The following is a 17,592-nucleotide window of genomic DNA, read 5'->3' as shown; positions in this document are numbered from 1 at the left end:
AAGGCAATAGAGAAGCCTTCATCCATTTTGAAGCGCAAAATACGCGCGACAATTTTCTCGTAGGAGGGGCTGATGAAAAAAGGTATAACCTTGCTTGCGGCAATGGCACTCTGCGCGGTTCTGGCCGCCCCCGCTCAGGCGGAAGACACCATCAAAATCGGTGTCGCCGGTGCTCACTCCGGCGATCTGGCCTCCTACGGCGTACCCAGCCTAAACGCTGCCAAGGTGGTCATTGCCGATGTCAACGCCAAGGGCGGCATACTCGGCAAGCAGGTCGAACTGGTAGCCCAGGATGACCAGTGCAAACCCGAACTGGCTACCAACGCGGCCACCAAGCTCATCTCCGACAAGGTGGCTGTGGTGATGGGGCATATCTGCTCCGGCGCCACCAAAGCCACACTGCCCCTGTATACCGATGCCAAAATCGTGAGCATGTCGCCCTCTGCCACCACTCCCGGTCTCACCGAAGACGGCAACAACCCGTACTTCTTCCGCACCATCGCCAACGACAAGGCCCAGGCCAGGTTGACCAGCGACTTCATGCTCAACAACCTCAAGGTCAAAAAGGTTGCCTATCTGCATGATAACGGCGACTACGGCAAAGGCTTTGTGGACAATAACCGCGAGCACCTCGAAAAGGCTGGCGTCAAAACAGTTCTGTTTGAAGCCATTACCCCCGATGCCGTGGACTTTTCCGCTGTTGTGCGCAAACTGAGACGCGAACAGCCCGACATCGTGGTTTTCGGCGGGTATCAGCCCACGGCCTCCAAGCTGTTGCAGCAGATGCGTCGCGACCGCGTGACCACCGCCCTGCTCGGCCCTGACGGGCTTATGGACGAGGCCTTCATCAAGATGGCCGGCAAGGCCAGCGAAGGCGTGTACTCTTCCTACCCCAAAGACACCAGCAATCTGCCCGCTTACAGGGCCGCCCGTGAAGGCCACGTAAAGATGTTCGGCAAGGATCCCGGCTCGTTCTACTACAACGGCTATGCCGCCACCCAGGCTCTGGTCAATGCCATTGAAAAGGCCGGCAGCACCGACACAGCCAAGGTTGTGGATGCCCTGCGCTCCGCACCTGTGGATACCCCGCTGGGCACCCTGACTTTCAGCAAAACCGGCGATGCCGCCGGCATGGCTCTTTCCATCTATCAGGTCAAAGACGGAAAATTTGTGGAACTCGACCACAGCATCGTCCTTGAGTAGTTGATCAAGGGGGCGCGGCCATGGTCGCGCCCCCGTTTTCGCACACACTTTCGGCTTCGGCCGACGGCAATAACGGAACTGACGCCGGGAGCATGGCATTGCCAGGCCCCGACGCGCGCGGGACGGCATGGACATCCAATTTTTTATAGAGCTTTTCTTTGGTGGGCTCACCAGAGGCAGTATCTATGCGCTCATAGCCTTGGGCTACACCCTGGTTTACGGCATTATCGAGCTTATCAACTTCGCCCATGGCGAAGTTTATATGCTGGGTGCATTTACGGCCCTGCTGGTTGCCGGGGTACTGGGCGTATACGGTTTTCCCGCTGGCGGCATACTTGTCGTCGCGGCGCTGGCGGCCATTGTCTGGTGCGCCGCCTATGGCTACACACTGGAAAAAGTGGCGTACAAGCCCCTACGAGGCGCGCCGCGGCTGTCGCCGCTGATCTCGGCCATCGGCATGTCCATATTTTTGCAGAACTACGTGCTGCTGGCCCAGACGTCGGACTTCGTGCCTTTTCCCAGCCTGCTGCCGGAAATGGATTTTCTTGAGCACATCGGCTATGTCATGGGTCCCAGCGACTTTCTGATCCTCGCTGTAAGCACCATTGCCATGGTCTCGCTCTCGCTTTTCATACGCTACACCCGCATGGGCAAAGCCATGCGTGCCACAGCCCAGAACAGAAAAATGGCTCTGCTGCTGGGCATCAACGCCGACCGCATCATCTCCCTGACCTTTATCATCGGTTCGGGGCTGGCTGCCCTTGGCGGCGTGCTTATTGCCTCCCATATGGGGCAGGTGAACTTCGGCATCGGCTTTCTGGCCGGACTTAAAGCCTTTACGGCGGCGGTGCTTGGCGGCATTGGCTCCATACCCGGCGCCATGGTGGGCGGCCTTGTGCTCGGCCTCGCCGAAAGCTTCACCACCGGCTATTTTTCGGGCAACTATGAAGACATGCTGGCCTTTGCCATCCTGATCCTCATTCTGATCTTCCGCCCCGACGGCATCCTGGGCAAAGCCAAAGTGCAGAAGGTGTAGCCATGCAGAGAGTTATCAAGGCCGCCATAGCGGCACTCTGGTTCATGGTGCTGACCCTGCCCGTACTGGGCATCAAGCTGAACACCATCGAGAGCACTGTTACCTGGCGTCTGGACCGTATCGTTCTGCTGGGCGTGGGCATATTTGCGCTGGCCCTTATCTGGGACTGGTGCTTCAGCCGAAAGGCCAGAGGCCTGTCCATCATCAGGCTGCCGCACAACTTCAGCCTCGGCTCGGGCATGGCCGCCCTTTCCGAACGGCCCGCCCTCATGGCCGGAAGCCTGACTATTCTCGCAGTCATCATGATTGCCATGCCGCTGGTGGTTTCATTTTACCAGACCAATATCATGATTTCGGCGCTGCTTTACATCATGCTGGCGCTGGGCCTGAACATCGTGGTGGGTCTGGCCGGCCAGCTTGTGCTCGGCTATGTGGCTTTTTATGCCGTGGGCGCTTACGCCTACGGGCTGCTGCACCAGTTTTTCGGCTGGGGTTTCTGGGTGTGCCTGCCGGTAGGCGGCTTTGTGGCCGTCATCTTCGGCCTGGCCCTGGGATTTCCCGTGCTGCGGCTGCGTGGTGACTATCTGGCTATTGTTACCCTGGGTTTTGGCGAAATCGTGCGCCTGGCCCTGCAAAACTGGACCAGCCTTACCGGTGGCCCGCGCGGCGTGGGAGACATTCCCCGTCCCGGCTTCTTCGGCATGGACATGGATATCAGCACCAGCACAACCTACGTGTATTACCTTGTGCTGGCAGCAGTGGCTATCACCATCATCGTCATCAGCCGCCTGAAAAACTCCAGGGTGGGCCTTGCGCTACAGGCCTTGAGGGAAGATGAAATCGCCTGTGAAGCCATGGGAATAGATATCACACGGGTCAAACTTTCCGCATTTGCCCTTGGCTCGTGCTGGGCTGGTTTTGCCGGGGTTATCTTTGCGGCCAAAACGACCTACATCAATCCATCGAGCTTCACCTTTATGGAATCAGCCATGATTCTGTCCATGGTAGTGCTGGGCGGCATGGGTTCCATCACCGGCGTGGTCATAGCCGCTCTTATTCTCATACTTGCGCCGGAATATCTGCGTGCCTTCTCTGAATACCGCATGCTCATCTTTGGAGCCATCATGGTAATCATGATGATTTTCCGGCCTCAGGGCCTTATCAGTGGCGAACGGCGCCGCTACCGCATCAGCGGCCTTCATGAGTCCAAAGGAGGCCGCCAGTGAACCCCGTTCTTGAAGTACAAGACCTTTCCCAGGACTTTGGCGGTCTGCGCGCTCTTAACGAGCTGTCGCTTACAGTCAACAGCGGCGAGATTGTGGCTCTTATCGGTCCCAACGGCGCGGGCAAAACCACATTTTTCAACTGTGTGACCGGCATCTATACCCCCACCGAGGGCAAGATGTATCTTTATGACCGTGAAGGCGCCCCAAAACTGCTTAACGGCAAAAAGCCACACGTTATCACGGCCATGGGCATGGCCCGCACGTTTCAGAACATCCGCCTTTTCAGTGACATGACCGTACTGGAAAACGTCATGATAGGCCGCCACTGTCGTACCCGGGCAGGTATTCTGGGAGCCATCATGCGTGATGGCCGCACCCGCCGCGAAGAACAGGAAAGCATCGACGCGAGTTATGCCCTGCTGGAACTGGTGCGCCTGCAAGACGTATGGAACGAAACCGCACGCAACCTGCCCTACGGCGCACAGCGGCGGCTTGAAATCGCCCGCGCTCTGGCTACAGAGCCGCGCATGCTGCTGCTGGACGAACCGGCAGCGGGCATGAACCCGCAGGAAACCAATGAGCTCAAGGACCTGGTCTGCTCCATTCGCGATGACCAGCAGCTTTCCATCCTGCTTATTGAGCACGACATGGGCATGGTCATGTCTCTTTCAGACCGCATTTACGTTATGGAATACGGCTCATGCATTGCTACGGGCAAACCTGAAGAAATACGCGTCAACCCGCGGGTCATCAAGGCATACCTGGGAGAAAGCGATGCTTGAGCTGCGTAATGTAGATACTTTTTACGGCAATATTCAGGCCCTGCGGAACATTTCCCTCAAGGTGGATGAAGGCGATATCGTTACCCTGATCGGAGCCAACGGCGCGGGCAAGTCCACCACGCTCATGACCGTTTGCGGCATCAACCGCCCGCGTCAGGGGGAAATTCTCTGGTATGGCAAACCGATACATCAGTTGCCCCCCCATGAAATCGTTTCGCTCGGCATTTCTCAGGTTCCTGAAGGCCGCCTGATCTTTCCGGATCTGAGTGTGCGTGAAAATCTGGACCTGGGAGCTTTTTTGCGACAGGACAAAGAAGCCGTCAAGGAAGACCTGGACTATGTGTTCAGCCTCTTTCCCATCCTGGCCGAACGCCGCAAGCAGGCAGGGGGAACCCTCTCCGGCGGGGAACAGCAGATGCTCGCCATCAGCCGCGCCCTCATGGGCCGCCCCAAGCTGCTTTTGCTGGATGAGCCGTCCCTGGGGCTTGCTCCCATTATCATTCAGCAGATCTTCTCCATCATTCAGAAGGTCAATGCCGCAGGAACCACGGTCTTTCTGGTGGAGCAAAATGCCAACCAGGCCCTGCGCATCGCCAACCGCGGCTACGTCATGGAAAACGGCCGTATTGTCATGAGCGACAGCGCCGCCAATCTGCTGCAAAGCGAAGAGGTGCGTACCGCATACCTTGGCATGTAGTGCGGCACTGCTCCGGCAGTTTGCAATCGTTCAGGCGGATCACCCGCCATGTGATGCGAAAGATTCAAAAGCGGTTCTGCGTGGGCGGAGCCGCTTTTCTGATTCTGATTATGGATCATTGCCCGACAGGGTCGGCAGGATGGATTCTCCGGCAACCGCATGCGCCCGGAAATTTCTGCGCGCCACGGCTGCCGAAGTGTTGGCGTAGCAATAAATACAACCATGCGGACAGGTATTATACTGCCCAATATCTTTACACGGTACGCACCGGCAGTCAGGCCGCTGGCCCGGGTCACGCGGGTAAGAACGCCCGGCTCCCCTTGGAGCACCTGGCAGCAACAGTTGTTCGTTGCCGTTGAGCTTCAGTAGATCGAGAACGTCCGGATGCCGGCCAGCGATCTGCAGCACAAGCTCCGGGTCAGTGCAGCGGTTATGTACCACCCCCTGGGCGGAAAGGTCCGCCTTTTCGCCGCATGTGGCGGCCCGCATGCCGTAGCTTGCACAAATATCCGCTATGGCCAGGCCTGTCTGCCGCATTTCTTCCTGTGTAAAGTCACGCCAGGCAATGCTGCTGCGCCGTAAATTGCCTTCCACCTTGCGGTACGGTGCGATGTCGGCAAAACTGAAAACGAGCCTGGTCGTATACCCGGCCAGCGCCTTTGCCAAGGCGGCGATTCTGTCCAGCAAAACAGCCGGGGCGGGCATGGCGTGTCCGTGTGCCGCGGCCAGCAGCAGCGGATCAAAGCGCCAGACCATACGCTCCGGCCCGAGCCTGCCCGCCAGGCGGCGAAACGTTTCCACCCGTTCGGTCAGTGGCGGCAAGCCGGGTTCCCATCCTTCGTCTTCGTAATTATTAAGTGTATACTGCAGATAGCCCGTCAGACCGTGCGCCTTGATATGGGGCAGGTACTTGAGCAGTGGCGCAGGGTTTTTGCTCCAGAAAACAGCCAGTCGCGCCCGCGCGAAAGACACATATTGCGGCTGCCCGTTAAAGGGATTGACCCAACGCGCGTAGCCCGCCCGCAATCGCTCCATAAACCAGGGCATATAAAAAGCCGGTATATCCGTGGCGCGGCTTACCGCCAGCAAAACCGGGGCTACGGCCGAAACCGGGCCGTTCGCCGTATGGATTGTCATTCTGGGCCACTTCATGCCGCCAGTGTGGCAAGACGGCGCAGGACCGTCAACACATCTTGCCACACCGCAGGCTTGCTTTGACAAATTCCACGCAATTGCTATTCTCGGCAGAACAAGTTTACAGATATAACACCCAAACATACTGGTATTACATGTCTTTTTTTTCCTGGCTGCAACGCATCTTCACGCCACCCTCCACTGGCGACCCGGATCTTGATGAAGAAAGCGTCAACTTTCAGTGGAACCAGAACGCCCGCATCGTGCTGGCGATTATCATCGTCATTTTATCGGCCTTCGTGGTCTATTGGATATTATCCTGATGTCTGAAAAACTCTGGCGCCTTACTGTGCGCGACGATTTTTCCGCCGGACATGCCCTGCGGCACTACGAAGGCAAATGTGAACGCATGCACGGTCACAACTTTGCCGTAGAACTGACAGTTGAGGGTAACCGTCTTGCCCCGCAGACAGAAATGCTGCTGGACTTCAAGATATTGAAAAAAGCCCTCAAAGCGGTACTAGATGCGCTGGATCACCGCCTGCTCAATGAAACCCCGCCTTTTGACCGCATCAACCCTTCGTCAGAAAATCTTGCGCGTCATATCTGGCAGGGCATGGAAGCGCTGCTGGCGGAACACGAAGATCCGCAGGCCCGGCTGGTGCGTTTGCACAGCGTTACCGTGTCGGAAAAAGGCGCGCAAAGCGCCACCTACCTGGAAACGCGCTAACCCGGCAGCATAAAATACAGCTATGGCACAGGCCCTCTGTCTTTTGCATGCCAACTGCCAGGGCGAGGCGCTGCGGGTTCTGCTGGAGAATTCTCCGGCCTTTGCGCGGCGCTTTGTTGTCCGACACTATGTCAACTACACACGGGAGCATATTGACGGGCGCGATCTGGAAAAATGCTCCCTTTTTCTGTATCAGGCCCTGGCCCCCAAATGGGGCCATATCTCCACCGAACAAATATTGCCCCGCCTGCCCCGGTCTTGCCAGTCAATTGAAATTCCCAATCTGTTTTTCAAGGGATATTGGCCCTTCTGGAGCAACGCCCCGTCCATCAATTTCGGCGACAGCCTGCTTGAAACCTTGCTGGCAAAAGGCCTGAGTCCGCAGGACGCGCTCAATGTCTACCTGCGGGCAGGCCCTGCTCTTATGGGAGATGTGGCAGCCGTAGCTGAAGAAAGCCTGCTGCGGGAAGAAAAAAAACAGGCCGCAGGTCCCATAAACTGCGCATCGCTGCTACGCGAGCGCTGGCGTGATGAGCAGCTTTTCATTACTGTGAACCATCCCGGACGCACCCTGCTCTTTCATGTGGCAGACAGCCTGCTGCGTCTGCTTGGCCTGGGGAACCTGCCACCGGATGTGCGCCGTGCCTATGTGCACCCGCTTGAAGATTTCTGGCTGCCCATCCACCCTGCCGTGGGATCTGTTTTGAGGCTGCCCTTTGCCACGGCTCACAGGCGTTATCCTGTCTACCGCACCAGCCTCACCCACGCGCAGTACACCGGCTGTTACCTTGCGTGCAGAAGCCATGATATTTCGGACCTTGTAACATTTCTGGAAAACCTGCCGCCCGGGCAGCATGCGTATGCCTGAGCGCAAGAAAGGAGTTCTTATGAACGTATTGCTCATCAACGGCAGCCCCCACCCCAAAGGCTGTACCTTCACGGCACTGTCCACCGTGGCGGCGCAACTGGAACAGAACGGCATTGAAAGCCGGATCATCCAGATTGGCTCCAAGGCCATACGCGGCTGTATAGCCTGTGGAAAATGCAAAGAAACCGGTTACTGCGTCTTCAAGGACGATCCGGTCAACGAAACCATTGACCTGCTGCGCGCCGCCGATGGCGTCGTGGTAGGTTCACCCGTGTACTATGCCGGTCCCAATGCCACCCTGTGCGCGCTGCTGGATCGCGTATTTTATATGAAGTCCGCCCCGTATGCCTTCAAGCCTGCCGCCGCCGTCGTAAGCTGCCGCAGGGGCGGGGCCAGTGCCTCTTTTGACAGGCTGAACAAATACTTTACCATTGCCCGCATGCCGCTCGTATCCTCCCAGTACTGGAATTCCGTGCACGGCAACAATGCGGAAGAAGTCGTGCAGGATAAAGAGGGCCTGCAAATAATGCGCACCCTCGGCAACAACATGGCATGGCTCATAAAGTGTATTGCCGCAGGCAAGGCCGCCGGAATCCACCCGCCCACACCCGAAGCCTGGGAACCCACAAACTTCATCCGTTAGATCATTTACCGCCTGAAAGGGCTGCTTAACGGTGAATCATCACTGCTGTCGCCGTCCGTAACTTCCTTTATTGCAGCGGTCGAAGCAAGTTCGCCTTGCAGCCATTTCGCGGTGTGGATTTTCTAAAAATCCACACAGGGCATTCCAACTTTTTCAGCATTGAATTATTGAACTGTTGAACTGCTCTACAAGGATTTGTCTCCAAATGATTGCTGGGCGGTTTTGCCGACCGTTAAGCAATCATTTGAATCATTAATTGCTCTAAAGTATCCGGCAGAACACCCAGAGCAAAACAGCTTTACAGTGTCCGAACAAAAAAAGCCCGGGATACACAAGGTATTCCCGGGCTTTTACATTTGTACATGCCTTACGGCAGCCGTGGCTTCAACGGCATAAGCGTCTTGTACGGCCCCCGCATCTTGTACACGAAGTCGGCCATGGCAAGATCACCACTGACCACAAGCATAAGAAGCACTCCGGAAGAGGCGTCTTCGCGTACAATACTGTAGCCCTTCAGCCCCTGCTGCTCAAAAGTGAACTCCCATTGGCCCTGACGCAACACAGGCTTGCCGCCGCCCAACCTTTGCGCATTGGCCCCGGCAGCCGCCTCGGCTTCGCCAGCTTTGGCAGGTCCCACAATGATCAGGGCCGAAGCTTTATGGTCCTTCTGCCCCAGCAGCACCTGGACAGCGTCCTTCACTTTGGCGGGGCCGTTAACCACTACCCAGTCTGCGGGCAGGTCAACACTGTAATATCTGGTAGTCACGGGAACGGCCTGGGCTTTGCCCGTCAAAGGCGGCAAAAGCAGCAGGGCCAGCAAAAAAAACAGTGCTCCAGTGACTGCAGGGCGGTAAAAACGGGACATGACATTCTCCATTATTTTCCGTAAAGCCTGACAACTGGCACTACTCTACGGTTCATGCGCCGGCATGTCCACATAAAGCCCTTCAGCCCCTTGCCCGCCTCGAGCAATATTTGTAGTATCTGCCTCCAGTGAGGGGTACCATGCTGCAAAAACTGAATTCTCTACGCTCCAGGCTTTATGTTCACCGTTTTGAACTGCTGATGGCTTCGCTGCTCTGCGTTTTTGTGTGCAATATTTTCTTTCCCAACAATATCTATGGCGGAGTGGCCCAATCCATCTACCTGCCGTTCCAGTTGCTGGCAGGACTGGTGCTTTTTGAGTTCAAGCGGCGTGTCATATGGCTTGTGGTGCTTTTTGGCATACTGTTGCTCATCTGCAGGGCGCTGAACATCTTTTTTGTCAGCAACTTTCTAACTGAAATGCTGCTGCTCTATATCTGTTTTTTCGGCAGCATCATGCTTGAGGTTTTCAGACAGATATACAGGGCACACATGGTCACAACCCGCATTGTATATGCAGCCGTCTGCGGCCTCATGCTCATCGGTTACTGCGGATTTTACCTTTTTCTTGCCATTGAATTTGCCCATCCAGGTTCTTTCAACGGTCTGGGCGATGGCGAAAACGCCATCAACAATCTTTTTTACTTCAGCTACGTTACCATATTGACCATCGGCTACGGCGACATTACCCCCAATACCTGGATCGCCAAAAACGCCGCGGTGCTCGTTGGTTTTATCGCCTATGTCTACTCTATAGTGGTGATCGCCACCATCGTGGGCAGGGTACAGCGCGCGCCCCACTCCGCGCCTGACGGCAGCCAGGGCGGCATTGCCCCGCACGGCGTCCCCGCTGCCCAGAACAGGCCGCTGGCAGAGCCGCAATCCGGAGGAGAGCACCCCCAGACTGCCGACAGGCCCCCACAGGCTTAAGGGCAATCCCCAAGATTCCGGAGCGGCCCAAGTACGCCGCCACAAAAGTACGCAGCCTCAGCCGTCCCTTTCAAAAGGGTTTACGGCTGAGGCTGCATCAATTGCAGTCTACTGCCAAACGGCCGGTGCAAGCCCTTGCTGGATGTTGATAGCGTGTGGACAAAAGGCCTCCCATAAAGCCCTATGCCTTGCGCCTGAACATCCATACCGCCACGGCCACGGTAACAATGCTGATACAGGTGATTTTGCCCAGACTTACCGCAGCGGCCGCCACCGTAATGTCTTTCAGAAAAACACCCTGTGTGATGGTTGTAAAATGCCGCAACGGATTCAGCTGGCTGGCGTATTGCAAAAAAACCGGCATATTCATGACCGGAGTGACCGCTCCGGAAATAAGAATGCAGGGAACACCCACAGTAAATGCGCCAAGAAACGCCTGCTGTTGCGTAGCCGAAAGAGAAGACACCATAAGCCCGACCCCGCCCGAGGCTGCCGCAAATACAAGCATTGCCGCATAGAGCAGCAACACGGAACCTGTGAACGGCACACCGAAGCCCAGTACGGAAATAAGCAGGAATATGGTTCCGTGTACCATGCCCACAAGACAGCCCGGCACCAGCTTTGCCAAAGCAATTTCCGTAGGTATGGCGGGAGAAACCAGCAACTGGTCGAAAGTCCCCACCTCACGCTCCCGCGCTACGGAAAGCCCCGTCACGACCAGCCCCAGCATGAAACTCAACATGCCTATAAGATTGGGCAGAAAAAACCACTGAAACTCAAGATTGGGATTGAACCAGCAGCGCATGCGTATGTCCAGTTGCGGGACTTCAGCCGCCACATTTTGCGCCGCCTGCGCACGGGGGGTGGCCGCCGCCACCTGTGCTGTCATGCGCTCCAGGTAATAGGCCGCGATCTGCGCCGCATTGGACCGCCGCCCGTCCAGAATGACCTGTGCTTCCGCTGGTTCGCCCTTATCGATGCGGCGCGAAAACTCTTCGTCAAAAACCAGTACAAAAAGAGCTTTCTGCTGCTCCAGTGTGGGACGGATCTGCCCCTGCCCTTCTATATGCGCAATACGGCGAAACGTGGGCGAGCCTTCTATGGAATGGATGATGTCTCGGCTCCAGCGGCCACTGTCATAATTGAGCACGGCCACATCCACATTGCGCACCTCCATTGTGGCGGCCCAGCCAAAAATGACGATTTGCATGAGCGGCGGCACGATAATAAGAATGCGCGAAATGCGGTTGCACAAAAGCACCAGCAATTCCTTGCGCACGATGGTCGCCATACGCCGCCAGTCAAGACGCGGGAAAAAAGAGCTCAGCCGGGTCATGCCCCCTGCCGCCATTTTCCTGGCTGCATGAAAGCCTGTGAAGCGCCGCGCCATGTTATACATCCAGCCTTTTTACAAGATTCTTGTAAACCAGGCCCAGCAGCACCGCAGCCAGCAGCCCCATAAAGGCCAGGCTCGGGCCGAAGATTCCCCACACATCGCCTGTCAGAAAAATCGTCCGCAAACAGGTGTTGAAGTAGCTGGCGGGCAACAGCCGGGTGAGGGCCTGAAGGACAGGGGGCATGCTGTTGATGTCAAAAACAAATCCCGACAGCAGCAGGGCCGGCAGAAAGCCTGAAAACAGCCCGGCCTCGGCGGCCACAAGCTGCCCGCGCAGGGTGACGGAAATAAGCAGGCCCTGCCCAAGAGCACTGAGCATAAAAACAGAAGAAATAACCAGCAAAACCCACCACGAGCCGCGAAACGGCACGGAAAAAAGCAGTACCGCAGCCCCGGCGCAGAGAGCCATGCTGAACATGCCCATGCAGAAATAGGGAATAAGCTTGCCGAGCAGAAGCTGCATGCGGCTTACCGGTGTGGCAAACATGGCCTCCATGGTCCCGCGCTCCCACTCACGGGCAAAAACCAGTGAAGTCAGAAGCGTGCCGATAAGCGTCATGATGACGGTAATGGCCCCCGGCACAAGAAACTGCACACTTTTGGCTGCCGGATTGTACCAGTAGCGCGGTTGCAGGTTTATGGGGGCCTCCAGCGCCGCCCCGCCCGGCAAGGCCGTGGCCTGCCACCTGCTTATCAGCCCCTGGCTGTAGCTCTGGATATACTGGGCAGTATTGGGTTCGGCCCCATCGACCAGTACCTGAATTTCTCCTGCTGCCCCGCGAGCCAGTGCCGCATCGAAATCCTGCCGGAAAACCAGCACGCCCTGTACCTTTGAATCCCGCATAAAGCGGGCCGCCTCATCCATGCTGCCGGCTTCAACGGTTGAAAACCACGGCGAATGGGCAAAATTCGCCGCCAGGTCCAGCGAATGCCTGCCACCGCTCTCATTAAGCACTGCAAGGCGCAGCACCCCCGCATCCAGGGTGATGCCGTAGCCAAAGAGCAGCAGAAAAATCAGCGGCAATACCCCGGCCACCAGATAGGAGGAAGGATCGCGCACGATCTGCTGAAATTCCTTACGGATAAGAGCCAGCAGTTGCTGAAGCCAGAGTTTTGTTTTCATACTATGTCACAGGCGTGTAGCGTGCGGGCAGGCCCCGTATGCATTATCACGTTGCTTTTGTACCATACATACAATATTATTGGGGATTATGCCTGTCGTATTCCTCAATACTATCAATAAAGGCTTCCTCCAGGGTAGGATCTTCCACAGACGTACAGGCCGCCTTGAGTTCGTCAGGCGTACCCATGCGTATCATGGCTCCCCGGTAAATAAGGGCTATGCGGTCACAGTATTCGGCCTCCTCCATAAAGTGCGTCGTCACAAGTACAGCGGCCCCGGCGGCAGTCATGGCTGAAATATGCTTCCAGAAATCGCGTCGGGTACGCGCGTCCACACCGGATGTCGGCTCGTCCAGAAACAGTACGGGGGGTTCATGCAGTGTGGCACATAACAGGGCCAGGCGCTGCTTTTGGCCCAGAGGCAGGTCGCCCGTGCGGCTGTGCAAAAAATCCTGCAACTCCAGCGCACCGGACAGCACGGGCAAAAGCTTATCGCGCCGCTGGCGGCTCAAGCCGTACAGTTCGGCAAAAATCTTGATATTTTCCACAACCGGAATGTCCGGATACAGTGAAAACTTTTGCGCCATGTAGCCCAGCCGCGCGCGGGCTTCACTGCCCGCAGTGAGCAGATCCATACCGGCAACGGAACATTGACCGGAAGTGGGGCGCGAAAGGCCGCAAAGCATGCGGAATGTTGTTGATTTACCCGCACCATTGGGACCGAGCAGGCCGAATATCTCACCGGGCAGCACACTGAAACTGATGTTGTCGGCAGCGGTAAAATCACCAAATTTTTTGGTGAGGTGATCGGCCTCAATGCTCGGCATGCCGCGCTCTTTTGCGGACGCTAACGTGTCGTCCGCCTCCGGCGTGCCTGTAGCCCGGGCTTGTGTGCCCTTTTCACAGCCGTCGTTTTCTGCACTGCGGCCGCTTACCTCACCCGCAAGATGGCGCTGCGCATACAGCCCGGCATACGGCGAAGGGGCCTGACTGATACCGCCCACAGCACTCATATACGCGTCCTCCAGACGTGGCGGCACGGCTTCACCACCCTGCGCAAGAATGCCGCTTCGCAGATCTTCCGGGGCATCGGCCGCCAGCACCAGGCGAATGCGGCTGCCCTGCACAAGGGCGTCTTCAATACCTGGCCGCATGGTCCAGCGGGCCAGTTCACGCTTGTGTGTTCCGGCAGGAGCCTTGAGCAGAAAAACACGTCCGGCGGCCCTGCCGGTAAATACATCCGGTGTACCGGAATAAAGAACCCGCCCCTTGTCCAGCACCACAACCCGCGCGCACCGTTCGGCCTCATCCAGATACGCCGTTGCCCATATGACGCTCATGCCGTCACGGCTCAATTCCTGTACCATGCGCCACAATTCACGCCGGGACTGCGGGTCTACCCCCACTCCCGGCTCATCCAGAAGCAGCAGGCGGGGCGACCCCAGCAGGGCGCAGGCAATGCCGAGCTTTTGTTTCATGCCGCCGGAAAGACGCCCCGCCAGCCTTTCCGTAAAAGGCGCAAGTGAGGTAAAATGCAAAAGCCTATCAAAAAGCTCCTCACGGGCCTTGCCTTCAAGCCCGCGCAAGCTGGCATGCAAACGCAGATTGCCCATCACACTGATATCTTCATACAGTCCAAAGCGCTGTGGCATATACCCGATACTGTTGGCGCTCTCGCTGACAAGCTCTTGCGGCGACCGGCCGAAAATCAGCACTTCTCCTCGAGAAGGGGGCATCAGCCCCGCAAGAATGCGCATAAGCGTGGTCTTTCCGGCAGCATCCGGTCCCACAAGCCCTGTGATACATCCGGCAGGAACCGTGGTGGAAATGCCGTCCAGCGCCGTAACAGCCCTGCGCCCCTTGCCGAAGGTCATGCCCAGCCCGTTCAGTTGCACGGCTGTTCCGCCGGAATTAGCGCCTGTTGCGCTCATGGCGCGTCAGCACCGTCCACAAGAATGGTTACAGGCATGCCCTGGCGCATGACATTTTCCGGGTCCTCAACCTGCACCCGCAAGCGGTAGACCAGAGCTGTGCGCACCTGCCTGGTTTCAACTGTTTTCGGGGTAAATTCCGCTGTTGGCGAGATAAAGCCAACGGTTCCCGGAAAACTCTTTCCCGGGGCCGCGTCCACAAGAACGCGCACAGGCATGCCAGGCTTGATGCGGCCAAGCTCCGGTTCATCCACATAGGCCCGCAGCCAGACCGGATCCGTAAGAGTAAGGGTGTAAACCGTCTGCCCGGACTGGACAATGGCCCCGGCCTCACGGGCGCGGGTGAGCACCACACCCTTCTGCGGGGCGGTCAGTACGGCATCGTTCAACTGTATTTCTGCCCGCTTGAGCGCTGCAGCCGCCGCATCAACAGAAGCGCGCTGCGCAAGCACATCTTCTTCCCGGTAGCCGGAGAGGAGCATATCAAGCTGGTCCTGGGCAGAACGCAGCTTTGCGGATGCCTCGCGGGACTGCGCCCGGGCATTGTCCAGCTCTTTTTGTGAAATGGCGTTGGAAGAACGCATGGCGACAACGCGGCGCAGGTTGATGGCCGCATTTTCCGCCAGGGCCGTGGCCGCACTCACCGACGCCCGGGCCTGAGCGATTTCTTCCACACGGTAACCACGCTCAAGACGCATAAGAGCGGCCCGTTGGCCCTCCAGATATGCGGCGGCCTCGTCCCGTTGCTGCGTAAGCATATCGGCATCCAGACACGCAAGGGCCTGCCCGCGAACCACAGAGGCTCCCTCATCCACCAGCACGTCTGCAATGCGCCCGCCGACCCGGAAAGACAGGTCGACCTGGCGGATATCTACATTGCCGTAGAGTGTGAGTGCGGCGCTATTTCGCCCGCTCAGCCAGAACAAGATAAAAAAAGTTGCCAGCAATACGGCCGCCACGGCAGCCGCACCCGCAACCTTACGAGAGATTTGCATGGGTCCCCCTGATGCATCAAGCGCCTGACCTGAACCACCCGCCAGTGGACTGCGGACAAGAGGCGGCACAAAGTTTGCCGTCTGTCGGACGTTACGTTTGCGCCGCAACAGTTTGATGGCGGCTGCGCATAAAGCATAGCCAGAGCTGTATCCCTTGTCCACAAGGCTGCCGCCACCGGACATGATACATGTCGCAGGCATGGCGCACGCGACCATCCACAGCCGGACTACCCGGTACCTGTTCAGCAACAGCCAGACCTAAAAAATGATAAAACTATAGTATATTTCTATTTTAATGGATAATAAGCGAAAAATAACCAGCACAACACTGTGTCAGCATTCTGAAAAACAGTGCTCCTGCTCCAAGCGCACAGCAAACAATGCTGCAGGGCTGCCGTGTCCTGCCTTGCGACCTGTAAAAAAGGAACCCCCCGGAAATTCCGGGGGGGGCCTATGGGGCACATGCCGACAGGAAGGCTGCCGGACGGGAAGTGTCAGAAGAAAGCCAGGGTCAGACTGCCGGGCTGCAGATCAGTAAGACCTGACAGCCCGGGACTCTATATTTCTGCGGGGTCAATGCCGCAGGCCCTGGCCACTCCCGCGCCGTAGGCCGCATCGGCCTTGGCGCAGTTGCGGATGTGCCGCAGCTTTATTTCCCTGGGGGCATCACCAAGGTTGCGGGCCGTATTGCCAAACAGCGCCTCCTGCTGTTCCGGCGTCATCAGGCGGAACAGTTTGCCCGGCTGCTCGAAGTAGTCCGCGTCATCGCAAGGGTAGGACCAGTGGTCGGCGTCGCCATTGATTTTCAGGGGCGGTTCCGCAGTTTCAGGCTGTTCCTGCCAGGCGCCGTAACTGTTGGGCTCATAGTTGGTATGGCCGCCATAGTTGCCGTCCACGCGCATCTGACCATCGCGATGATAGCTGTGGAAGGGGCAGCGCGCCGTATTCACGGGGATAAGGTGGTGATTCACGCCCAGGCGGTAGCGCTGTGCATCGCCGTAGGAGAACAGGCGGCCCTGAAGCATCTTGTCCGGCGAAAAACCGATACCGGGCACGATATTGGCGGGGTTGAACGCAGCCTGCTCCACCTCTGCAAAATAGTTTTCAGGATTGCGGTTCAGTTCCAGCACACCCACTTCGTACATGGGTACGTCTTTATGGTACCAGACCTTGGTGAGGTCAAAGGGATGGTAAGGCAGTTTTTCAGCGTCAGTTTCGGGCATGACCTGCACAAAAAGCTTCCAGCGAGGAAAGTCGCCTTTTTCAATATGCTCAAACAGATCGCGCTGATGACTGTCGCGGTCGCGGCCCACAAGATCCTGGGCCTCGGCATCGGTAAGATTTTTGATTCCCTGCTGGGTTTTAAAGTGAAACTTGACCCAGAAGCGCTCATTGTTCGCATTGATAAAACTGAAAGTATGGCTGCCGAAGCCGTGCATGTGGCGATACGAGGCCGGAATACCGCGATCGCTCATGACCACGGTGACCTGATGCAGGGCTTCGGGCAAGAGAGACCAGAAATCCCAGTTGTCCTGGGCGCTGTGCATGTTGGTGCGCGGATTGCGTTTGACCACATGGTTGAGGTCGGGAAATTTTAAAGGATCCCGCAGGAAAAAAACGGGAGTGTTATTACCCACAAGGTCAAAATTGCCTTCATCTGTATAGAACTTGATAGCAAATCCGCGGATGTCACGCTCGGCATCGGCCGCGCCGCGTTCACCCGCCACTGTGGAAAAGCGCACAAAAAGATCTGTTTTTTTGCCTATCTGAGAAAAGAGGGAAGCTTTAGTAAAACGGGTGATATCGTGCGTGACAGTAAAAGTGCCGTAAGCGCCCGACCCTTTGGCGTGCATGCGCCGTTCCGGGATAACTTCACGGTCGAAATGGGCCAGCTTTTCAAGAAACCATACGTCCTGCAACAACATGGGGCCACGCGGCCCTGCAGTAAGCACCCTGTTGTTGTCAGCCACTGGCGCACCGGCATTATTGGTAAGTTTGTTCTGGTCGTTCGACATAGTGGTCGTCTCCTTGGTTT

Annotated in this window: 17 protein-coding genes; 10 read left to right on the top strand and 7 right to left on the bottom strand. The window is 57.0% G+C overall.

Annotation, left to right across the window (positions count from 1 at the left end):
• The first annotated feature begins 72 nt into the window (after positions 1-72).
• From ACZ495_RS03040 to ACZ495_RS03020, 5 genes are all read left to right on the top strand, one after another.
• Positions 73-1,203 carry a branched-chain amino acid ABC transporter substrate-binding protein gene (locus ACZ495_RS03040; RefSeq protein WP_012625104.1) on the top strand — a complete coding sequence of 377 codons (1,131 nt, stop codon included), beginning with the start codon at positions 73-75 and terminating at the stop codon, positions 1,201-1,203.
• 127 nt (positions 1,204-1,330) lie between these two features.
• A complete protein-coding gene (locus ACZ495_RS03035) occupies positions 1,331-2,239 on the top strand; it encodes a branched-chain amino acid ABC transporter permease (protein ID WP_012625105.1) in 909 nt (302 codons plus the stop codon).
• A gap of 2 nt (positions 2,240-2,241) precedes the next feature.
• Complete coding sequence (livM, locus tag ACZ495_RS03030; protein ID WP_012625106.1) at positions 2,242-3,465, top strand: high-affinity branched-chain amino acid ABC transporter permease LivM; 1,224 nt, start codon at positions 2,242-2,244, stop codon at positions 3,463-3,465.
• Positions 3,462-4,247, top strand: a complete 786-nt coding sequence (locus tag ACZ495_RS03025; RefSeq protein ID WP_012625107.1) for an ABC transporter ATP-binding protein — start codon at positions 3,462-3,464, stop codon at positions 4,245-4,247. Before livM ends, ACZ495_RS03025 begins: the two co-directional genes overlap by 4 nt.
• Positions 4,240-4,944 (top strand): ABC transporter ATP-binding protein, encoded by a 705-nt coding sequence (locus ACZ495_RS03020; RefSeq protein ID WP_012625108.1) that lies wholly within the window; start codon positions 4,240-4,242, stop codon positions 4,942-4,944. Before ACZ495_RS03025 ends, ACZ495_RS03020 begins: the two co-directional genes overlap by 8 nt.
• A 108-nt stretch (positions 4,945-5,052) precedes the next feature.
• Here ACZ495_RS03020 and ACZ495_RS03015 read toward each other — a convergent pair whose 3' ends face one another.
• A complete protein-coding gene (locus tag ACZ495_RS03015; protein WP_012625109.1) occupies positions 5,053-6,081 on the bottom strand; it encodes a DUF1848 domain-containing protein in 1,029 nt (342 codons plus the stop codon).
• 152 nt (positions 6,082-6,233) lie between these two features.
• On the opposite strand from ACZ495_RS03015, the gene ACZ495_RS03010 reads away from it, so the two are divergent.
• The 4 genes from ACZ495_RS03010 to ACZ495_RS02995 are packed head-to-tail and all read left to right on the top strand — an operon-like array spanning position 6,234 to position 8,319.
• A complete protein-coding gene (locus tag ACZ495_RS03010) occupies positions 6,234-6,401 on the top strand; it encodes a hypothetical protein (RefSeq protein ID WP_012625110.1) in 168 nt (55 codons plus the stop codon).
• Positions 6,401-6,808, top strand: coding sequence for a 6-carboxytetrahydropterin synthase QueD (gene queD, locus ACZ495_RS03005; protein ID WP_012625111.1), 408 nt, complete (start codon positions 6,401-6,403; stop codon positions 6,806-6,808). Before ACZ495_RS03010 ends, queD begins: the two co-directional genes overlap by 1 nt.
• Positions 6,809-6,830: 22 nt before the next feature.
• Positions 6,831-7,676, top strand: coding sequence for a WcbI family polysaccharide biosynthesis putative acetyltransferase (locus ACZ495_RS03000; protein WP_012625112.1), 846 nt, complete (start codon positions 6,831-6,833; stop codon positions 7,674-7,676).
• A 19-nt stretch (positions 7,677-7,695) separates the two neighbouring features.
• Positions 7,696-8,319 carry a flavodoxin family protein gene (locus ACZ495_RS02995; protein WP_012625113.1) on the top strand — a complete coding sequence of 208 codons (624 nt, stop codon included), beginning with the start codon at positions 7,696-7,698 and terminating at the stop codon, positions 8,317-8,319.
• A gap of 367 nt (positions 8,320-8,686) precedes the next feature.
• On the opposite strand, the gene ACZ495_RS02990 is transcribed toward ACZ495_RS02995, so the two are convergent.
• Positions 8,687-9,184: a hypothetical protein gene (locus ACZ495_RS02990; RefSeq protein WP_464262573.1), complete on the bottom strand. Its 498-nt coding sequence runs from the start codon at positions 9,182-9,184 to the stop codon at positions 8,687-8,689.
• A 140-nt stretch (positions 9,185-9,324) separates the two neighbouring features.
• Here ACZ495_RS02990 and ACZ495_RS02985 point away from each other — a divergent pair, with 140 nt between their 5' ends.
• Complete coding sequence (locus ACZ495_RS02985) at positions 9,325-10,113, top strand: ion channel (protein ID WP_012625115.1); 789 nt, start codon at positions 9,325-9,327, stop codon at positions 10,111-10,113.
• 181 nt (positions 10,114-10,294) lie between these two features.
• Here the strand turns inward: ACZ495_RS02985 and ACZ495_RS02980 are convergent, their stop codons facing one another.
• From ACZ495_RS02980 to ACZ495_RS02960, 5 genes are all read right to left on the bottom strand, one after another.
• Positions 10,295-11,449: an ABC transporter permease gene (locus ACZ495_RS02980; protein ID WP_012625116.1), complete on the bottom strand. Its 1,155-nt coding sequence runs from the start codon at positions 11,447-11,449 to the stop codon at positions 10,295-10,297.
• A 55-nt stretch (positions 11,450-11,504) separates the two neighbouring features.
• Positions 11,505-12,632 (bottom strand): ABC transporter permease, encoded by a 1,128-nt coding sequence (locus tag ACZ495_RS02975; protein ID WP_072311806.1) that lies wholly within the window; start codon positions 12,630-12,632, stop codon positions 11,505-11,507.
• A 76-nt stretch (positions 12,633-12,708) separates the two neighbouring features.
• Positions 12,709-14,562: an ATP-binding cassette domain-containing protein gene (locus ACZ495_RS02970; protein WP_296986483.1), complete on the bottom strand. Its 1,854-nt coding sequence runs from the start codon at positions 14,560-14,562 to the stop codon at positions 12,709-12,711.
• Positions 14,559-15,557, bottom strand: coding sequence for an efflux RND transporter periplasmic adaptor subunit (locus ACZ495_RS02965; protein WP_012625119.1), 999 nt, complete (start codon positions 15,555-15,557; stop codon positions 14,559-14,561). The genes ACZ495_RS02970 and ACZ495_RS02965 overlap by 4 nt, the downstream gene beginning before the upstream one ends.
• 557 nt (positions 15,558-16,114) lie before the next feature.
• A complete protein-coding gene (locus tag ACZ495_RS02960; protein WP_296986485.1) occupies positions 16,115-17,572 on the bottom strand; it encodes a catalase in 1,458 nt (485 codons plus the stop codon).
• Positions 17,573-17,592 lie beyond the last annotated feature (20 nt).

The organism is Desulfovibrio sp. GTC20076 (assembly GCF_055385905.1).
This window is presented reverse-complemented; position numbering and strand designations above follow the sequence as displayed.

Coding starts and splice junctions, on each gene's coding strand:
- ACZ495_RS03040 (WP_012625104.1), top strand. CDS start 73: ATGAAAAAAGGTATAACCTTGCTTGCGGCAATGGCACTCTGCGCGGTT.
- ACZ495_RS03035 (WP_012625105.1), top strand. CDS start 1,331: ATGGACATCCAATTTTTTATAGAGCTTTTCTTTGGTGGGCTCACCAGA.
- livM (WP_012625106.1), top strand. CDS start 2,242: ATGCAGAGAGTTATCAAGGCCGCCATAGCGGCACTCTGGTTCATGGTG.
- ACZ495_RS03020 (WP_012625108.1), top strand. CDS start 4,240: ATGCTTGAGCTGCGTAATGTAGATACTTTTTACGGCAATATTCAGGCC.
- ACZ495_RS03015 (WP_012625109.1), bottom strand. CDS start 6,081: ATGACAATCCATACGGCGAACGGCCCGGTTTCGGCCGTAGCCCCGGTT.
- ACZ495_RS03010 (WP_012625110.1), top strand. CDS start 6,234: ATGTCTTTTTTTTCCTGGCTGCAACGCATCTTCACGCCACCCTCCACT.
- queD (WP_012625111.1), top strand. CDS start 6,401: ATGTCTGAAAAACTCTGGCGCCTTACTGTGCGCGACGATTTTTCCGCC.
- ACZ495_RS03000 (WP_012625112.1), top strand. CDS start 6,831: ATGGCACAGGCCCTCTGTCTTTTGCATGCCAACTGCCAGGGCGAGGCG.
- ACZ495_RS02995 (WP_012625113.1), top strand. CDS start 7,696: ATGAACGTATTGCTCATCAACGGCAGCCCCCACCCCAAAGGCTGTACC.
- ACZ495_RS02990 (WP_464262573.1), bottom strand. CDS start 9,184: ATGTCCCGTTTTTACCGCCCTGCAGTCACTGGAGCACTGTTTTTTTTG.
- ACZ495_RS02985 (WP_012625115.1), top strand. CDS start 9,325: ATGCTGCAAAAACTGAATTCTCTACGCTCCAGGCTTTATGTTCACCGT.
- ACZ495_RS02980 (WP_012625116.1), bottom strand. CDS start 11,449: ATGACCCGGCTGAGCTCTTTTTTCCCGCGTCTTGACTGGCGGCGTATG.
- ACZ495_RS02975 (WP_072311806.1), bottom strand. CDS start 12,632: ATGAAAACAAAACTCTGGCTTCAGCAACTGCTGGCTCTTATCCGTAAG.
- ACZ495_RS02970 (WP_296986483.1), bottom strand. CDS start 14,562: ATGAGCGCAACAGGCGCTAATTCCGGCGGAACAGCCGTGCAACTGAAC.
- ACZ495_RS02965 (WP_012625119.1), bottom strand. CDS start 15,557: ATGCAAATCTCTCGTAAGGTTGCGGGTGCGGCTGCCGTGGCGGCCGTA.
- ACZ495_RS02960 (WP_296986485.1), bottom strand. CDS start 17,572: ATGTCGAACGACCAGAACAAACTTACCAATAATGCCGGTGCGCCAGTG.